15 protein-coding genes, 1 tRNA gene and 2 pseudogenes are annotated in these 15,889 nt (G+C 69.6%); 11 read left to right on the top strand and 7 right to left on the bottom strand.

Going from position 1 to position 15,889, the window contains the following annotated elements; all coding sequences use genetic code 11:
- The first annotated feature begins 135 nt into the window (after positions 1 to 135).
- The 7 genes from BG452_RS01400 (at position 136) to BG452_RS01370 (ending at position 6,068) form a co-directional block, all read left to right on the top strand.
- Complete coding sequence (locus BG452_RS01400; RefSeq protein WP_317620850.1) at positions 136 to 507, top strand: transglycosylase family protein; 372 nt, start codon at positions 136 to 138, stop codon at positions 505 to 507.
- A gap of 58 nt (positions 508 to 565) precedes the next feature.
- Positions 566 to 1,333, top strand: coding sequence for an alpha-ketoglutarate-dependent dioxygenase AlkB family protein (locus BG452_RS01395; RefSeq protein WP_411292868.1), 768 nt, complete (start codon positions 566 to 568; stop codon positions 1,331 to 1,333).
- Between the two features lie 172 nt (positions 1,334 to 1,505).
- Complete coding sequence (locus BG452_RS01390) at positions 1,506 to 2,366, top strand: acyl-CoA thioesterase (RefSeq protein ID WP_188302228.1); 861 nt, start codon at positions 1,506 to 1,508, stop codon at positions 2,364 to 2,366.
- Between the two features lie 190 nt (positions 2,367 to 2,556).
- A complete protein-coding gene (locus BG452_RS01385) occupies positions 2,557 to 3,345 on the top strand; it encodes a DUF1684 domain-containing protein (protein WP_188302227.1) in 789 nt (262 codons plus the stop codon).
- Between the two features lie 119 nt (positions 3,346 to 3,464).
- Positions 3,465 to 4,808, top strand: a complete 1,344-nt coding sequence (locus BG452_RS01380; RefSeq protein ID WP_411292866.1) for an MFS transporter — start codon at positions 3,465 to 3,467, stop codon at positions 4,806 to 4,808.
- Positions 4,809 to 4,954: 146 nt separating this feature from the next.
- Positions 4,955 to 5,028 (top strand) — tRNA-Pro (locus BG452_RS01375).
- Between the two features lie 479 nt (positions 5,029 to 5,507).
- The gene (locus tag BG452_RS01370; protein ID WP_317620848.1) at positions 5,508 to 6,068 is read left to right on the top strand and encodes a hypothetical protein; all 561 of its coding nucleotides are present in this window, start codon (positions 5,508 to 5,510) and stop codon (positions 6,066 to 6,068) included.
- Positions 6,069 to 6,190: 122 nt separating this feature from the next.
- On the opposite strand, the gene BG452_RS01365 is transcribed toward BG452_RS01370, so the two are convergent.
- Both BG452_RS01365 and BG452_RS01360 read right to left on the bottom strand, forming a co-directional pair.
- Positions 6,191 to 7,210: a hypothetical protein gene (locus tag BG452_RS01365; RefSeq protein ID WP_188302226.1), complete on the bottom strand. Its 1,020-nt coding sequence runs from the start codon at positions 7,208 to 7,210 to the stop codon at positions 6,191 to 6,193.
- Between the two features lie 103 nt (positions 7,211 to 7,313).
- Complete coding sequence (locus tag BG452_RS01360; RefSeq protein ID WP_188302225.1) at positions 7,314 to 7,700, bottom strand: hypothetical protein; 387 nt, start codon at positions 7,698 to 7,700, stop codon at positions 7,314 to 7,316.
- A 466-nt stretch (positions 7,701 to 8,166) separates the two neighbouring features.
- Here BG452_RS01360 and BG452_RS01355 point away from each other — a divergent pair, with 466 nt between their 5' ends.
- On the top strand, positions 8,167 to 8,637 hold the full coding sequence (locus BG452_RS01355) for a hypothetical protein (RefSeq protein ID WP_188302224.1): 471 nt from the start codon (positions 8,167 to 8,169) through the stop codon (positions 8,635 to 8,637).
- A 32-nt stretch (positions 8,638 to 8,669) separates the two neighbouring features.
- Here BG452_RS01355 and BG452_RS01350 read toward each other — a convergent pair whose 3' ends face one another.
- Positions 8,670 to 9,197, bottom strand: coding sequence for a transposase (locus BG452_RS01350; protein WP_262985961.1), 528 nt, complete (start codon positions 9,195 to 9,197; stop codon positions 8,670 to 8,672).
- Positions 9,194 to 9,733, bottom strand: a complete 540-nt coding sequence (locus tag BG452_RS01345) for a winged helix-turn-helix domain-containing protein (RefSeq protein ID WP_188302222.1) — start codon at positions 9,731 to 9,733, stop codon at positions 9,194 to 9,196. Before BG452_RS01345 ends, BG452_RS01350 begins: the two co-directional genes overlap by 4 nt.
- A 223-nt stretch (positions 9,734 to 9,956) precedes the next feature.
- Here BG452_RS01345 and BG452_RS01340 point away from each other — a divergent pair, with 223 nt between their 5' ends.
- Positions 9,957 to 10,832 carry a hypothetical protein gene (locus BG452_RS01340; protein ID WP_188302221.1) on the top strand — a complete coding sequence of 292 codons (876 nt, stop codon included), beginning with the start codon at positions 9,957 to 9,959 and terminating at the stop codon, positions 10,830 to 10,832.
- A gap of 97 nt (positions 10,833 to 10,929) precedes the next feature.
- Here BG452_RS01340 and BG452_RS01335 read toward each other — a convergent pair whose 3' ends face one another.
- Both BG452_RS01335 and BG452_RS01330 read right to left on the bottom strand, forming a co-directional pair.
- Positions 10,930 to 11,373, bottom strand: a complete 444-nt coding sequence (locus BG452_RS01335) for a hypothetical protein (protein ID WP_188302220.1) — start codon at positions 11,371 to 11,373, stop codon at positions 10,930 to 10,932.
- Between the two features lie 736 nt (positions 11,374 to 12,109).
- On the bottom strand, positions 12,110 to 12,919 hold the full coding sequence (locus BG452_RS01330) for an SGNH/GDSL hydrolase family protein (RefSeq protein ID WP_188302219.1): 810 nt from the start codon (positions 12,917 to 12,919) through the stop codon (positions 12,110 to 12,112).
- A gap of 372 nt (positions 12,920 to 13,291) precedes the next feature.
- Between BG452_RS01330 and BG452_RS01325 the strand changes: the two are divergent.
- Positions 13,292 to 13,645: pseudogene (locus tag BG452_RS01325) on the top strand (methyltransferase domain-containing protein); the annotation flags it as partial.
- A 300-nt stretch (positions 13,646 to 13,945) separates the two neighbouring features.
- A pseudogene (locus BG452_RS45195) lies at positions 13,946 to 14,377 on the top strand (DALR anticodon-binding domain-containing protein); the annotation flags it as partial.
- A gap of 114 nt (positions 14,378 to 14,491) precedes the next feature.
- Here the strand turns inward: BG452_RS45195 and BG452_RS01315 are convergent.
- Entirely contained in the window at positions 14,492 to 15,799 is a 1,308-nt protein-coding gene (locus BG452_RS01315; RefSeq protein ID WP_188302218.1) for a PQQ-binding-like beta-propeller repeat protein, read from the bottom strand.
- Positions 15,800 to 15,889 lie beyond the last annotated feature (90 nt).

The following is a 15,889-nucleotide window of genomic DNA, read 5'->3' as shown; positions in this document are numbered from 1 at the left end:
GTTCGTCACGGCCGTTCCTCCGCCACGCGGGGGAGCGGCCGTCGACGTTTCCGGCGTGTCGGGGCGGGGTGGTGTCCGGGGTCTCTAGGGTCGGCTGCCGTGCCGCATTCATGTGATGAACGGACAAGCCGGACCGTGATCCGGCTGGGCGCCGTCGTGGCAGTGGTGATGGCTGTGGTCTCGGGCGGCGTACGGGCCGGCGCGGCGGTGCGGGTCGCGGACCTCGTCTGGGACGAGCTCGCCGACTGTGAGAGCGGCGGCGACTGGCGGGCCGACACCGGGAACGGCTACTACGGCGGCCTGCAGATCCGACCGACCACCTGGGCGGAGACCGGCGGGCTGCGCCTCGCCGACCGGCCCGACCACGCGAGCCGGCGGGAGCAGACCACGGTCGGGGAGGAGATCCTGCGGCAGCAGGGGTGGGAGGCCTGGCCGTCCTGCGCGCGGGAGCTGGGGATGATCGCGCCCGGGCCCGTGGCGGGGGCGCGGGTGCTTCCCGGGGCTTGAAGGCCTGCTGTTCGGGCTGGCGGTGGGCGTGGGCGCGGTGCGGGAGGATGGTGGGGTGATCCAGGGTGAGCTGTTCGACGACCTGCCCGGGGAGCGCCCGACCGGGCAGGCCGCCCGGCTGCGGTCCGAGCCCGCCCCGGGGGCCGTGCTGCTCCCCGACTGGCTGGACCGGGCCGCACAGCTGCGGCTGGTCGCCGCCTGCCGGGAGTGGGCCCGCCCGCCGGCCGGACTGCACAGCGTGCGGATGCCCACCGGCGGCGTGATGTCGGTGCGGATGGTGAGCCTGGGCTGGCACTGGTACCCCTACGGGTACGCGCGGACCGCCGAGGACGGCACGCCCGTCAAGCCGTTCCCGCCCCTGCTCGGGGAACTCGCCCGGCGGGCGGTGGCGGAGGCGTACGGGGAGCGGGTCGGGGAGATCGCGGGCGCGGCGGCGTACGAGCCGGACACCGCGATCGTCAACCACTACCCGCACGGCGCCAAGATGGGCCTGCACCAGGACCGGGACGAGCGGGTGGACGCGCCGGTGGTCTCGCTCTCCCTGGGCGACACCTGCGTCTTCCGGCTCGGGAACACCGAGACCAGGAACCGGCCGTGGACCGATCTGGAGCTGCGCAGCGGGGACCTGCTGGTGTTCGGCGGGCCGGCCCGGTTCGCGTACCACGGGGTGGTGCGGACACTGCCGGGGGACGTCGGGGTGGGGGACGACGGGGCGGGGGACGTGGAGGCGGGGGACGACGGGGCGGGGCAGGCGGATCCGGGGTCGGGGCTGGGGTTGGTCGGGCGGCTCAACATCACGGTGCGGCAGTCGGGGCTGGGGGCGTAGTGGCGGGGCGCCCCGTCCCGCGTTCCCGATTCGTTTACTCGTTCGAGTGAACCGGCCGCTCGGGGCCGGTGAGCGGGAATGTCCTGGGTCGCCGGAGAATTGTCGCCGGAGCAGTCGAGTGAGCTGAGGAGCTCGATCGGCATCGACCGGAACCACGAGAGGGAGCGCGCGCATGGGTACCCCCGTCGACGACCTCGTCGATCTGCTCGACCTGGAGCAGATCGAACTGAACATCTTCCGCGGGCGCAGCCCCGAGGAGGCACTGCAGCGCACCTTCGGCGGCCAGGTCGCCGGACAGGCGCTGGTCGCGGCAGGGCGCACGATCGATGACGCGCGCCCCGTCCATTCGCTGCACGCGTACTTCCTACGCCCCGGGGTGCCCGGCGTCCCGATCGTCTACCAGGTCGACCGGCTCCGCGACGGCCGCTCCTTCAGTACCCGCCGGGTGCTCGCCATCCAGGGCGGCCGGTCGATCTTCTCGCTCACCGCCGACTTCCACAGACCGGAGGAAGGCAGTATCGAGCACCAGTACCCGATGCCGGACGTCCCGGCACCCGAGGAACTGCCCAGCGCCCTGGACGAAGTCGGCTCCCGGCTCGGCGAGCTGCCCCCGTTCATCAGCCGCCGCCAGCCCTTCGACATCCGCTACGTCGAGCGGCTGCGCTGGAACAAGGAGGATCTGGTCGGCGTCGAGGCGCGCAGCGGCGTGTGGCTGCGCACCAACGGCCCGCTGCCGGACGACCCGCTGATACACGTCTGCGCCCTCACCTACGCCAGCGACATGACGCTGCTGGACGCCGTCCGCGCCCCCGTCGAGCCGCTCTGGGGCACCCGGCACTTCGACATGGCCTCGCTCGACCACGCGATGTGGTTCCACCGGCCGTTCCGGACCGACGACTGGCTGCTCTACCAGCAGGAGTCCCCGATCGCCCACGGCGCGCGCGGCCTGGCCCGCGGGCAGCTCTACGACCGAAACGGGCAACTGGTGGTGTCGGTGGTGCAGGAGGGCTTGTTCCGGCCGCTGAAGGGCTGATCGCGGATCTCTGCCCCCCCTGTTGCCGCCGCATTGCGGTCCTTTGCGCTCCCTTGCGGTCTCCTTACGGGTGCGACGGCTTGCCGGGGACGGGGAATGATCCGTACCGGCATGCGGTGTTGTGCAGGATGACCGATACGGACGGCCCGAACAGCGGGCCGTCCGCGGACCGGACCGGGAGGGTTGACCGATGACGGCGACGGCCGCGGAGGACTGGAAGCACTGGAGTGACGGGCGGGCGGCGTCGGTGAGCGCACCGCACGGCCAGCTCGCACTCACCGGCACGCACTGGCTGGAACCCGAGCCGGCCGAGGTGCCGGGCCTGCCCGGGCGCTGGTGGGCCGACGCCGAGGGCGTCCGGGTCCGGGCCACGGCCGCCGACGGCATCACCGTCGAGGGCGCTGACGGGCCGGTCGACGGGGAGGTGCTGCTGCGCCCGGACACCGACCCGGCCGCCGACACCGCCACCCTGGGCGACCTGCTGCTCGTCCCGATCGAGCGGGAGGGCGAACTCGCCCTGCGGGTCTTCGATCCGTCCTCGCCCCGCCGGACCGGCTTCGCCGGCATCTCCGCCTATCCCTACAAGCCCGAGTGGGCCGTGTCCGCCGTCTACACCCCCTTCGAGGACGAGGGGCAGTCGGTGGTCGTCCCGAACGCCGACGGCAAGGACCGGCCGCTGGCCGTCACCGGCCGGATCGAGTTCACGGTCGCCGGTGAGCACCGCACCCTGACCGTCAGCCGCTCCGGCCCGCGCCTCACCGGCGTCATCGCCGATGCCACCAGCGGTGTCGACACCTACCGCTTCCGCTTCATCACCCTGCCGGCGCCCGACGCGCAGGGCCGGACCGTCCTGGACCTCAACCGGGCCTACCTGCCGCCCTGCGCCTTCGCGGACCACTTCATCTGCCCGTTCCCGCCACCGGGCAACCGGCTGGACTTCGCGGTGGAGGCGGGCGAGAGGCAGGTGCTCAGCCGGTAGGGCCCGGGGCCGGGGCTTGGGACTTGGGGGCCGGGGATGGTCGGTCGGTCGGGCGGGGGTGTGGGCGGGACGGGCCCCGGTGTCGGGCGCGGCGGGGGTCGGGACAACCATGGACCGTTGTGACGACCAACCAACCCCCTGATACCCCGACCGACGCCCCCGCCGCCTCCGCTCCCCTCGCCCCGCTGCCCGCCCCGCTGTCCGCCCCGCCGCCCGTCCCACCGTCCGCCCCCTGGTACCGGCGGGCCTTCGCCGACCTCAGCCCCCTGCGCGACCACCCCGACTACCGGCGGGTCTGGACCGGGCAGGCGGTGTCCTCCATAGGCCAGCAGATGACCTCCGTGGCCGTCTCCGTCCAGGTCTACGACCTGACCGGCTCCGCCTTCGCGACCGGCCTGGTGGGCCTGTTCTCGCTCGTCCCGCTGGTCGCCTTCGGCCTGTACGGCGGTGCGATCGCCGACACCGTCGACCGGCGCAAGCTCGGCCTGACCGGCTCGGCGGGCCTGGCCGCCGTCTCCGCCCTGCTCGCCGCGCAGGCCCTCGCCGGGCTCGGCCTGGTGGCCGTCCTCTACGCCGCCGTCGCCGTCCAGGCCAGCTTCTTCGCGCTCAGCTCGCCCGCCCGATCCGCGATGGTCCCCCGGCTGGTCCCCGCCCACCAGCTCCCGGCGGCGAACGCCCTGAGCACCGTCAGCATGAACCTCGGCCTCACCATCGGCCCGATGCTCGGCGGCGTCCTGATCGGCGCCTTCGGCGCCCAGGCCGCCTACCTCGTCGACACCGTCGCCTTCACCGGCACCCTCTACGCCATGTGGCGCCTGCCCGCGATGCGGCCACAGGGCCCGCGCAAGGGCCGCGCCTCCGTCCTCGACGGCCTGCGCTTCCTGCGCGAGCAGCCCAACCTGCGCACCAGCTTCCTCGCCGACCTGGCCGCGATGATCTTCGGCATGCCGCGCGCCCTCTTCCCGGCGATCGCCGCCACCTTCTACGCCGGCGACGCCCGCACCGTCGGCCTCCTCGTCTCCGCCCCGGCCGTCGGCGCCCTGATCGGCGCGCTCTTCTCCGGCTGGGTCAGCCGGATCCACCGCCAGGGCGCCGCGATCCTCGCCGCCGTCTCCGCCTGGGGCCTCGCCATCGCCGCCTTCGGCGCCCTCCACAACCTCTGGCTCGGCCTCCTCCTGCTCGCCGTGGCCGGCTGCGCGGACACCGTCAGCATGATCTTCCGCAGCACGATGATGCAGGTCGCGGCTCCCGACGAGATGCGCGGCCGCCTCCAGGGCATCTTCATCGTCGTCGTCGCCGGCGGCCCCCGCCTCGGTGACTTCGAATCCGGCACCGTCGCCGCCCTCAGCAACCCCGCCACCTCCGTCATCACCGGCGGCCTCGCCTGCGTCGCCTGCGTCCTCCTCCTCGCCGCCCGCCGCCCGGCCTTCCTCACCTACGACGCCCGCCACCCGACCCCCTGACCCACCGCCCCACCCCACCCCCGAAACCTGGCAGCGAGCACCCCCCGACGTGCTGTATTGTTTTCCACGTCGCCGGGACACCGGCGACAAGGTCGAGAAGCCAACCGGCAAGGCCCCCCAGGCCCCACCGCAAGGCACCGAGACCACGGGACGTGGCGCAGCTTGGTAGCGCACTTGACTGGGGGTCAAGGGGTCGCAGGTTCAAATCCTGTCGTCCCGACGTGAGTCGGAAAGGCCGTTGGCCGGGAGAAATCCCAGGTCAGCGGCCTTTTGCGTGACGAACCGTCAGGGACCAGCAAAACTGGTTCGCATACTGTTTGGGACCGTTTTGGGACCAAGGGGTCCGGATGCCTCCTTGATTGGCAGCGAGGGGGCCCGAAATGCCCGTTTCTCTGGTTGCTGTAAGTGACCGTTACCAAGTCGTAATGGTCGATTTTCGGTCACATGTGTGGCGGAAATCGGGCTTGTGTGGCGAGAGTTGGCCACGGCTGACCACCCGCCAGGTGGCGTGATTGCGTCTGAATCGACATATCCCCGTCCGCCTGACTGCCGCGAGAGACCCCTATGGTGCGTCGCGGACAGGAAGCCGGTAGCTCTGTGCAACTAACACGCCCCGTGAAACGGGCGTGGTGTGGAGGGCAGGGCAGCGCAGGTGGCGCTGCCCGGAGGCGTCGCACGGTCGGGCATACGCTGTTGCGCGTGAGGAACACGAAGGCATTCAAAGAGGCCGCCGCCGAGACGTTGACCGAGCTGGCTCACCGCGGCATCACTCTCCGGCCCGGCGCCGTGGAGGACATCATCGAGGAGAGGGTGACGGCGGTCGCGCAGCAGTTGCGCATCCAGGTGCGCTCGGCCTGGACGTACTTCAACGCCGCCGCGCTCGCGGACTCGATCGCCAAGCAGTTGAGCGAGGCGCAAGAAGACGGAGAGGACGACGAAGCGGGCCAGGCGCCGATGCCCCCGGTCGGCAACCCCGAGCTGGCCGTCATCCTCGCGGGCGTGCCCGACGCGCTCGTCGAGTCGGGCGGCGACCTCTACAGCGTGATCGTCAACGTTGCGGTGAACGCCTGGATGGCCGGCCACATCCACGGAGAGGACGGCTGCGCGGGATGTGAGGGCTCCCGCGGTGACGCTGGCCACGATTGGGACGCCCGGATGGCAGCCATTACCTCGCTCAAGCCGGACATCACGAAGTGGTTCGACCGGACGGTGTGGACTGCTGCGCTCCACGACAGCGGGTTCAGCGTCGAACGCCGCTGATCGGCGGCCAGCCCAGTCACTGTCCCGGACGAGGGGCGACGGTGCACAGGACCCTGCTCTGGTCCGTGTCGGGCGGCGTTCGGTAAGTGCCCTCGGCGGGGCCCGGAAAGAGCATCCGGTCCTCAACCAGCGGGATCGGTGACGCGCCGCCCGAGCTGCCACCGGCCGCGCTCGACTTCACAAAAGGCCGGATACCGGGTCAGGACGTTGAGGACTTCGGCCATCCGGGCCTTGTGCCCGCTGTCGCCGGTGCCGATCTCCTCCACGATCCGGGTGCGGTTCATCGGCTCGGGCGCTTCGGCGAGCAGGCGGGCGACGCGGTGCAGCAGGCTCGCACCAGGGGTGCCGCGTTCCGCCTCCCGCCACAGTCGCTCGCCCTGACCGTGCCGGTCGAAGGCTTCGGCCAGCTTGGGTTCGAGGTCGCTCCAAAGCAGCCGCCAGAATCCCGGCCGACTTGCTTCTTGGGGCTTCTTCGGACGCCGCCTCAGGTAGAGCGTTGCGGCGATGGCCCCGGCCGTGACCGTGCCGGCCGCGAGTGCCGGGGCCTTCGCGGCGATGCGGGCGATGCCGGCGACTCCGTGTCCGGTCAAGGTCAGAAGCATGGCGGCCGTCTCGGTGTAGTCGCGCGACTTGCCCTCCACGATGCCGACCTTGCCCAATGCAGTACGGAGCTTGCGCCAGTCCTCGTGCGCGAGGTTGCTGCGCAGCAGGTCCTTGTCCTCGGCGATGATCACGACGGGGGCTATGACGCCGGCGAGCAGGAGCATGCCCGTGTCGGACGGGTCCTCCCGTTCGAGGACTGCGGCTTCGGGAGTCATAGGTAGACCGTCGGTCGCCACCACGTACAGGTGCGGAAGATAGCGCTCGCGCCAGATCCGCAAGGCCAGCTCAAGGTCGAACTTCCCGCCCTCGGCGCGCCGGTCCCCCAGGACCCGGGGGACTTCGACGAGGACGTGTTCGGGTATGTAGGCGCGGATGGTGCCCTTCGCGGCAGCTGCTTCGAGGGACGACGGCTGCCCGCGCTTGATGGCGGCGATCACGTCCGACGTCAGCGCCGAGGTGTCGAACAGCGCGCGCCGCAGAGGGTAGGGACTGATCGGTGTGCGCAGGGTCGGAACGCCGGAGAGCGGGGCTGGGTCCATGTCCGCTGATCGTAGGGGCAACCCGGTGCGGCTCGGGGTCTTCACGTCGAAGGGGCAGGCGGCGACGCGGTGGACTGGTAACGGGCGTGCGATCCGGTGCAGGTCACGGCGTGGCGGGATCCGCCGACGACTCTGCGGCTTCCCATGGCAGGACGACCCGCTGGGGCATCCTCGACAGTGTCTGCACCAGGTCGGGGCGGTGCAGGGAGTGGCCGGACGCCAGAAGCAGCCGGACGTAGGTGTCCAGCGCCCGCAGCAGCTCCTCCGGGACCTCTCGCTGGGCCGGAACCGCCCAGACGTCGGCGAGCAGTCTGTCCGCCTCCTCTCCGGTCACGCGGAAGTACGAGTGCCGGTCCCAAGGGGGCATGCGCTGCAGGGCGCCTCGGTCGCTTCGGCTGTGCCGGCTCATCAGGCGGTTGCCCACCAGCTCCAGGACCCGGACCACCGCCATCTCGGACACCGCCACAACCGCCGCCGTCGGCTGAACCATCGTTTCTCCCTCGACTGTGCACTCTTCGAGCCCGGCCGTGATTCCACGATCCGAGGCGGCGAGCTGCCAAAGCGCCCTGTGACCTCCCCGGAGAAGAAGGGGCGGATTTGTCTGACAGCATGTCAAATGGTCGGCAATCCAGGAAAATGCAAAGAACTCGTGCGATCTCGACCGCTACGCTGTGCCGGTTATCAGCTGGACCGCGACGCGGGCGCCCATGCTTCCGTCCGGGGGCCGGACAGCGTTCGGAAAGCCCTCGGAGAGGGAGTCATGACCATGATCGACAGCGCGACACTGGCCGCCCTCAATGCGGCGTCCCAGGGCTTCGTCTCCTACCCCGACATCTCCGACAGGCTGGGCGCCACACCGAAGGACGCCACCACCGAACTGGACGAAGAGCACATCGAGGCGCTCAGGGCCGGGTTCCTGTTCTCCCTGCGCCCAGACGGCGCCTTCGTCGGCTGGTATGCAGGCGCCGGCCCGCAGCCGTGGCCCCGGCGAGCTGTCCGGAATCAGCGGGCGGACGATCGAGATCTGGGCCGGGTACGCCGCAGTGGCCGACCACCCCGGTGCCCGCGCCCGCCTTCACGACCTCCTGCACGCCGTCAGCTCCGGCCGCCCCAAGATCGAACACCTTCGCGCGGCAGTGGATTCCTACGTCGAGTCGGCGGACTGGTTCGAGGCGGCCCCCCAGGTCTCGAGCGGCAGGCTACGCGCGGCGGACTCGCTGGTGCGCGCATTCGAACTCGCCCTCTCGGTGAGCCTGCCCGCCGTCGCGACCATCGCCGCGACGATGGTCGCCCGGGCCAACGCGGAGATGGACCGGGACGACGAGGGCCCCGGTGTCGTGGGAGCCCTGCTCGACCCGCTCGTGGAGCGGCCCAAGTGGCATGCCCACGCTCAGCCTGTCGCGCAACGGGCGGCCGAGCGCTACTGAAATTGAATGCGTGATGTCGGGTCGGGCGCCGGTCAGCCGTCCATGATCAGTCCGGCCTGGGTGAGACATCCGTCGATCAGGTGTGGTCGGTACTGGATCTTCTTCAGGCTCCGCTTGACGGTCTTGGTCAGGTGGTCGAGATTGGCCACGGCGAGGTTGCCGATCGTCCGCTTGACCAGCGACCAGATACCTTCCTGCGGGTTGAGGTCCGGGGCGTACGAGGGCAGTTGGAAGACCGTCAACCAGTTCTCGTTCGCCGCGATGAACTCCTTCATCGGCGGCACGAGGTGGACGGACAGGTTGTCCCAGACGAGCACGATCGGACCGCCGAGCTGGATGTGCGCCCGCACAATGAGGTCGCGGTAGTCCTGCCACGTGAAGCTCTTCCGTTCGCCCTTGCGTCCCCGGTGCAGACGGACTCGGTAGATCAGCCGGGAGCGTTCGCCCTTCTTGTAGCAGCTCATCCCGGCCATGGATATCCGCCCAGAGCCCCCGCCCCTCACCCGCACCACGGGCGTGCACCCGACACGGCCCCAGGTCCTGGCGCGCGGCGGTCTCAGCGACTGCCCGGCCTCGTCTTCGAAGACCAGCCAGGCTCCCCGAGCCGCCGCGGCGCTTTTACCTGGAGCCACACCTCCTCCCTCCACAACTCGACGGCGGCGTCGTCACGTTCGATCGCCCGCCGGGCCGGCTGCTGCCACGACCAGCCGTGGCGCCGCAGCAGGCGCCAGGTCCCCTCCACGGTGTAGCCGACGTGGAACATCCGGCCGATCAACGTCTTCACCCGGACCAACGTCCACCGCTGGTCCTCCCAGCCATGAGCCAGCGGACCGCGCTCCAACTCCCGCTCAAGTCGCGCGATCTGTTCACCGCTCAACCTCGGCCGCCCAGGCGACCCCTTCGACTGGACCCCGTCCTGTCCTCGCTCTCGCCACTGCCGGCGCCAGCGTTCAACGGACCGCTCGCTCACCCGCAACGCGGCGGCGATATCCCTGTTCTTCTCCCCGCCCTCGAAGCGGACGACGGCCTGCAGCCGGATCCGCTCGCGCGCGGCCCTCTCGGCGTCGGTCAAACCGCCGCCCTGCGCGTATCTCACGAGCCAGAACTACCGAAGCCGTCCGGCACCTGTCAGGCGAACGGCCCCGACATCACTCGATCAAGTTAAGTATCGGCGCGACCCGCATTCCCGGGTCTCCTTCCTCCGCGACCTCGCGACGGCCACCAAGGGCGACCCCGGCGGTGTCGAGCAGATCCACCGGGCCATCACCGCCACCTACACCGATGCGGCCGACCAGCTCACCGGCGTCGCGAGGCTGACGATGCTCACCGAGGCCGCCACGCATGCCCGGGACAAGGGCCTTACCGACCTGCACACGGACATTCGCATGCAGCAACAGGCGTTGACGCGCGAGGACCTGGAGCTCCAGAAGGTGCGCTTCGACGCCGGCATGCCGGAGGAACTCTTCAACGCCGCCCGTGCGTATATCGGCGCGGCGAAAGACCTGGAGGACGCGCTCCAGCGAATCGCCAGCCACCCGGCTCTGCAGGCCGAATCGACGGCTGAGGGCGACGAACAGGGGTTGCAGCCCTCCTTCCTCCGCCTCGACACGAACCGGATCAACACGGCCGGACCCGTGCTCGTCCACAGCACGGGACAGCAGGAGGACCTCGGGCAGGACCGGCGCATCATCCACCTTGAACTGACCGGCGTCCTGATCAGCTACCAGCTGGATGTGCTGTGGGAGCGCTTCGAGCCCAGCATTCGGGAGATGACGACGGCGCTCGCCGACCCTGTCGTTCTTCCCGCCGAGCGCGCCAGACTGCTGGCCCGCGCCTTCCGGCTGTACTGGGAGCACGACGAGATCGCCCCGTACGTCGCCATCTCCCTGGTCGAGGGCATCCTGCGGCGCTATCTCAAGCAGCACACGCCAGTGATCAACCTGGCCAAGGGTGAATCGGCCGGCGGTGTCGCCCAACTGGGGGGACTCCTACGCTCCCTGGCCGATACGCCGGACCTGGCCGGAAGCGAGTGGGCAACGAGCTTCCTGCTGCTGCTTGCCGACCCAGCCGCCGGACCTAACCTTCGAAACAACATCGCGCACGACCTGTGGGAAACGCTCCCTCCGTGCCACCAAACGGCGCTGGTGCTGCTGGCCGCGCTGGCTTTCCTTCGCGCGGCGGCAGGCGAGGCCTGAGCAACGCGGTGACCGGCCAGCACGGCTTCGACCATGAAGTTCAGCCCCAATGCGGCTGGAACTGCTGCTCATACGGTGCCGCGCGAGCCGGGCCCGGTCATGATTCGTCGGCAGCTGCGTATGCTGCTCGGAACTCCTGGGCGGTCACGAACACCGAGCCGCGGGATGCGTGGGGGGTTCCGGTGGCGATCCTCTTCGAGACCGCCTCGGCGGCATCCCGCATCTGGGCCATCTTGTAGCGCTCGACGGCCGCTGCGAACTCCTCGGGGACTTCTCGCTGGTCTAGGACGCCGGCCAGCGCCACGGTCGCGCTGACGGAGCCGTATGTCTGCAGCTTCGACCAGCCGAGTTCTCGCGCCGCCTTGCGCATCGCCGACCGGATGAGCGGGAGACCGCCCAGGTCCTCGGCCTCACTCGGCAGAAGACGCAGCTCGTAGGCCCCTCCATAGCCGCCCGCGTCGGGCGGGCAGGCACGGCGCAGCAGCGGGATCAGCACGCCGACCAGCTTCTGCTGGCGCGGGTCATTTGCGAGGGATGGCATGCGGCTGAGGATAGTTCGGACCTGCGGCCCGATCACCCCGAGCGGAGCCGGAAGGCAACAGCGGGGGTTGGGTTCCACCATTTCGTGGGAATCCAACCCCGCGCCGTTGCCGGTACTGATGACGTCAGGCCGAGAGGGCGAGCTGGCGGATCTGCTCGATCTCAACCTTCGGGCCGGGGAGGCCGCGTGAGGCGTTGATGTAGGCGGTGAGCTGGGCGCCGGCCAGGACGGTGAACGTGCCGGGGCGGCCGTCGTCCTTGGTGGGGGTGAGGCTGTCGATGTGCGGGGCACCGGGTGGCGCAGGTGTGGCGGCAGGGTGAGCGCCAGCTGCCCGACCTCCGGCGCCGGCATGGCGAGGTCCGGCCGCAGAAACGTGCGACCGGCATCGCCGATGCCGCTCTCCTCGTAGAGCGCGCGCAGATCGGCATCGTCGGCGAGGGCTGGCCACAGGAAGTACGGGTCGGTGTGGTCGGAGCTGGGCGGCGTGAGGGAAAGGTGATGAGCGAGCAGCGCGCACCATCGCCGGATCTGCTTTGTGGTGAGGATACCGGGCATGACGCAGTAGCCGCCAGGGCGAAATGCACTGACAACACGGGGAGTTGTCATCGCCAGGTCATGGAAGCGCCGGAGAGAGCGGCCCGGGCAACGGGATTTCAGCGCGGCCCAGCTTCCTGCCCCCGGAACCGCTCGTTTCTCAGGCGGTCTACTCGTGGCCGGTGTCTTGGCTGGCAAGTGGTCAGTCCAGGAGCTTCTCCACCGTCCGGTGCGCGGTAAGGAAGTACTCAGCCTGCCGCAGGAGCACCGTGTCACCGAGCTCACTCAGGTGGACGCCATCGCTCCACAGTCCGGCAATCTCGTGGTTGGCGGGCGCTGAGGCCAACTGCCGGGCGACCGCGATAAACGGCGCCCACACGTCGAGGAACAGCGCGCCGTGGTCAGCGGCGGCTTTGGCTGCGGCTTCGTTGTAGCGGGCCAGCTCGGCGTTCATCTTCCCGACGGTCTCCGGTTCCTCGATCGCACCGAACGGCGTCTCGGAGATCACGACGACCTGGCGGGAGTACCCACCGAGCTGCGCCAGCATCGCGTTGATGTGGCTGGTGTATTCCTCGATCCTGACCGCCTCGGCCGTGCGGCCCTGAAAGCGCCGCCAGACGTCATTGATGCCGCATCCCAGGAACACCAGGTCGTAGTCGACGCTATTCGTGGTGCGGTCGTCGGCGACGATCTTGGCGATATCCCGGCTGGTGGCTCCGCCTTCGCCGTGGTTGCGGATGTTGAAGGTCACGTGGGGGAAGCCGGCCCGGAGCCCGAGGGAGAGCCGGTGGACCCAGCCGCGCTGGTGCCAGCCCTCGACGGTCACCTTCGAGCCGACTTTGGGGAGGTTCGCCTGGTCGGTCAGCAGGGCGTTGTAGCCCTCCAAGTGCTCCATGATGCTCGTGCCGAAGAAGCCGACGGTCAGGGCACGCCTCTCCTCGCCGATTGTCATGGCGCGGCCGTGCTGGGTGCGCAGCTGGGCGGCGCTGGTGTCCTCGCTGATGCTGGTCATCTCGGTAAGTCCCCTTCGCTGGGTCCGGATGCTGGCCGGGGTCGGTGCCGAGGAACAACGTACTTGTCGTTAGCGAGTGATGTCGGACAGTCAGTTGGCCGTCCTTCTGACGAGGAACGGGCCGATCGCGAGCATGTCCAGCGGGCCGGGCCCTACGCTCGCACCCGGAAGATCGACCTCATCGCTGAGACCTTCGAACCCCATCGCCTCTGTGCCTACCTGCACAGTCTCGCGGCGGGGTCACCATGTTCTACGGGGCAGGTGCCGATGCCACCCGGAAGCGCGAAGGAGTGAGATGTCAGGGAGTGATGAACCGATCCGCATGCGGCTCGCCGACCTCGTTGCACCCTTTGGTCGTTCCGAGCCGTCGATCTCGGTTGCGGATCGGGCCCCACGCTTCGGGCTGTGAGCCGCGTTTCACCCGATGCGGTCCTCCTCGGCATCGACCGGTCGGACGAGGCTCTGCGGCAAGTGGCCGCCGCCCTCGAAGACCACCGGGGACCCGTCGCCGCGATTGCCGCAGACCTGCGGGATCCGCTGCCGATCGCTGATCGATGGGCAGACGTCATCCTGTCGTACAACACGCTGGAATGCGTGCCGACCCCAGAGACGTTGCTGGCGGAAGTCGCACGGGTACTGCGCCCTGGCGGGCGGGCAGTCATTGCGCACGTCGACTTCGACTCGCTCGTTATCGCAGGCGCGGACAGCGAGCTGGACCGAAGGATCTGCCACGCCTTCGCGGACGACGTTCAGAGCTGGATGGACCACGCCGACGGCCGGATTGGCCGAAAGCTCGGTCTACTGCTGGCCCGAAGCCCTCTGGAAGTTGTCCGCGTCGAGCCGTTCCTAGTGTGGTCGAGCGAGTTCACCGGGCACGCGCGGAGGCGCATCGAACTGATCCGAGATGTCCTGCTGTCGGCGGCTGACCATGGCCGCGGCGTAGTGGGCCCGGATGAGATCAAGGAGTGGTACGGGGCGGTTGTCAGGGTTGCTGGCCAGCATGGGTTCTTCTTCTCCGAACTGACACTCTCGACCTCCCGCACCCGCGACTACATCTTCGACGCCGACCGCATGGTCTCCCTCAACGGCGACACCGGCACCTACCTCCAGTACGCCTACGCCCGCATCCAGTCCATCCTGCGCAAGGCCCCCGACGGCGTCACCTCGACCGCCCACCAGGACCTCGCCCTGGAGCCGGCCGAACGCGCCCTCGGACTCCTCCTCGACGAATTCGGCACCACCATCGACCTCGTCGCCGAGACCTTCGAACCCCACCGCCTCTGCGCCTACCTGCACAGCCTCGCGGCGGCGTACACCACGTTCTACGAGCACTGCCCCGTCCTCAAGGCCCCCAGCCGCGAGCTCATGGAGACCCGGCTGCTGCTCTGCCAGCTCACCGGCCAGACCCTCCGCCAGGGCATGGACCTCCTCGGTATCGGAACGCCCGAGCGGCTGTAGCTGACGAAAGCCTCCGAGTGGGCCAGCCGTGATCGGCTCACTCGAAGGCTTTTCGTGTAGTGGCGGGCGCCGTCCGCTTGCATGGAGTCGGCGGCCTACTGGGACTGTGGACCGCTACCCCGTGGAGCGCATCAGGCTCATGCTGCGGCCTCGGTCCTCGATGCCGACGTAGGCGTTGACGAGGAAGGGAGCCAGCTTCGGGGTTGCCCGGTCGGCACCGGTGCGGGCGTCGAGGATGACATTGCCGTTGGGCGTCCGGCCGTACACCGCTCCGTGCCACACGGCGGTGACCACCGGCACCAGTCGTCCTCCCGGCGTCTCTGTGATCGACCAGAGCCATTTCATCGACGTCGCGTCCAAAGCCGCGATCGAGTGCGTCTGACCGAACAGCTGGTCGTTGCAGAGGATGACGGACGTTCCGTCGAAGTCACAGTGCCAGGGGTGCACATACGCCCCTGGCCCCGGGTGGGCGTGGACCGCTCCGGTACGGGCGTCAACGATGACGAACCCATCGGAGGCCGACATCGCGAGCAGGCCGGGGCCGGCGGAGGAGGCGACGGCGTGGCTTTCCGTATGGACGGCCGACCATCGGGGACTGCCGTCTGATGCGCCGTAGCCTGCGAGCTGACGCTCACCGTACGTCGGAGCCTCGGCACCAGCCACGATGCCATCGACAAGCTGCATCGCGTGGAAATCGGCCCGGGTCCATCGAAGCTGCCCGGATCCCGCGTCGACCACATAGGTCGTCTCGTCGTCGGACACGACCACGCTCTGGTCGTCCACGGCCACCACCTGCGCCGCCCTGATGCCGTCTGCGAGCAGCGAATCGTCGCGACTCAAAGCCTCCTTGTCCAGAGGCGTTATCACGAGGTCGACCTGAGCGGTCCAGACGGTCTTGCCCGTCGTGGAGTCGGCGGCCAGCACCTCGATCACGTTTCGGCCCCTGCCGGTCCCCGTGCCCGGGATGAAACGGGAGAACGCCACGAGCACGGCGTCAATGCCGTGGAAGTGGGCGGGCAGTGGCGCGGCCCTCTCGGACCCGAAGCCGCTCTTCGTAGCGGGGATGGTGCTGCTCGCACTCCAGAGCGTGTTCCTGGTGACGGCGTCGACGGCTTTCATGCCGTCCTCGGTGGTCACGAAGGCGGTTGTGTCCTTCAGCGAGATCGCCGGCCGTTGCCGGGTGGGGCTCGATGTCGAGGGCTGGACCCCCTCGTCGAGTGCATCCCCCGTGCCGTCGCCGTCGCCGAAGTCGAATGACGTCGGAGGGTCGAACGCCTGGAGATGCCGGGCTGCCGGAGGAACCCCGTCCGCAGACAGGGGAGTTGAACTGCTACAGCCCGACAGCGGGCCAACCAACGCCACCACCAGGGCGACAGCACCAGCCCAGCGCCGATGCCGATAGCGAGCCGCGAAGATCATCATTCCCCCTTTGCTTGATCACCGAAGCAGTGCAGACTGTACCTGACAGTGATCGGCTGGCTCCGGGATGCCGCCACCCTGGCAGGGTCCACG

The organism is Streptomyces sp. CBMA123 (assembly GCF_014596465.1).
Lineage (GTDB): Bacteria > Actinomycetota > Actinomycetes > Streptomycetales > Streptomycetaceae > Kitasatospora.
This window is presented reverse-complemented; position numbering and strand designations above follow the sequence as displayed.

What these genes read in the sequence shown, in the direction of transcription:
- BG452_RS01390 (WP_188302228.1), top strand. Translation starts at nt 1,506, where the DNA reads ATGGGTACCCCCGTCGACGACCTCGTCGATCTGCTCGACCTGGAGCAG.
- BG452_RS01385 (WP_188302227.1), top strand. Translation starts at nt 2,557, where the DNA reads ATGACGGCGACGGCCGCGGAGGACTGGAAGCACTGGAGTGACGGGCGG.
- BG452_RS01365 (WP_188302226.1), bottom strand. Translation starts at nt 7,210, where the DNA reads ATGGACCCAGCCCCGCTCTCCGGCGTTCCGACCCTGCGCACACCGATC.
- BG452_RS01360 (WP_188302225.1), bottom strand. Translation starts at nt 7,700, where the DNA reads ATGGTTCAGCCGACGGCGGCGGTTGTGGCGGTGTCCGAGATGGCGGTG.
- BG452_RS01355 (WP_188302224.1), top strand. Translation starts at nt 8,167, where the DNA reads ATGCAGGCGCCGGCCCGCAGCCGTGGCCCCGGCGAGCTGTCCGGAATC.
- BG452_RS01340 (WP_188302221.1), top strand. Translation starts at nt 9,957, where the DNA reads ATGCTCACCGAGGCCGCCACGCATGCCCGGGACAAGGGCCTTACCGAC.
- BG452_RS01335 (WP_188302220.1), bottom strand. Translation starts at nt 11,373, where the DNA reads ATGCCATCCCTCGCAAATGACCCGCGCCAGCAGAAGCTGGTCGGCGTG.
- BG452_RS01330 (WP_188302219.1), bottom strand. Translation starts at nt 12,919, where the DNA reads ATGACCAGCATCAGCGAGGACACCAGCGCCGCCCAGCTGCGCACCCAG.
- BG452_RS01315 (WP_188302218.1), bottom strand. Translation starts at nt 15,799, where the DNA reads ATGATGATCTTCGCGGCTCGCTATCGGCATCGGCGCTGGGCTGGTGCT.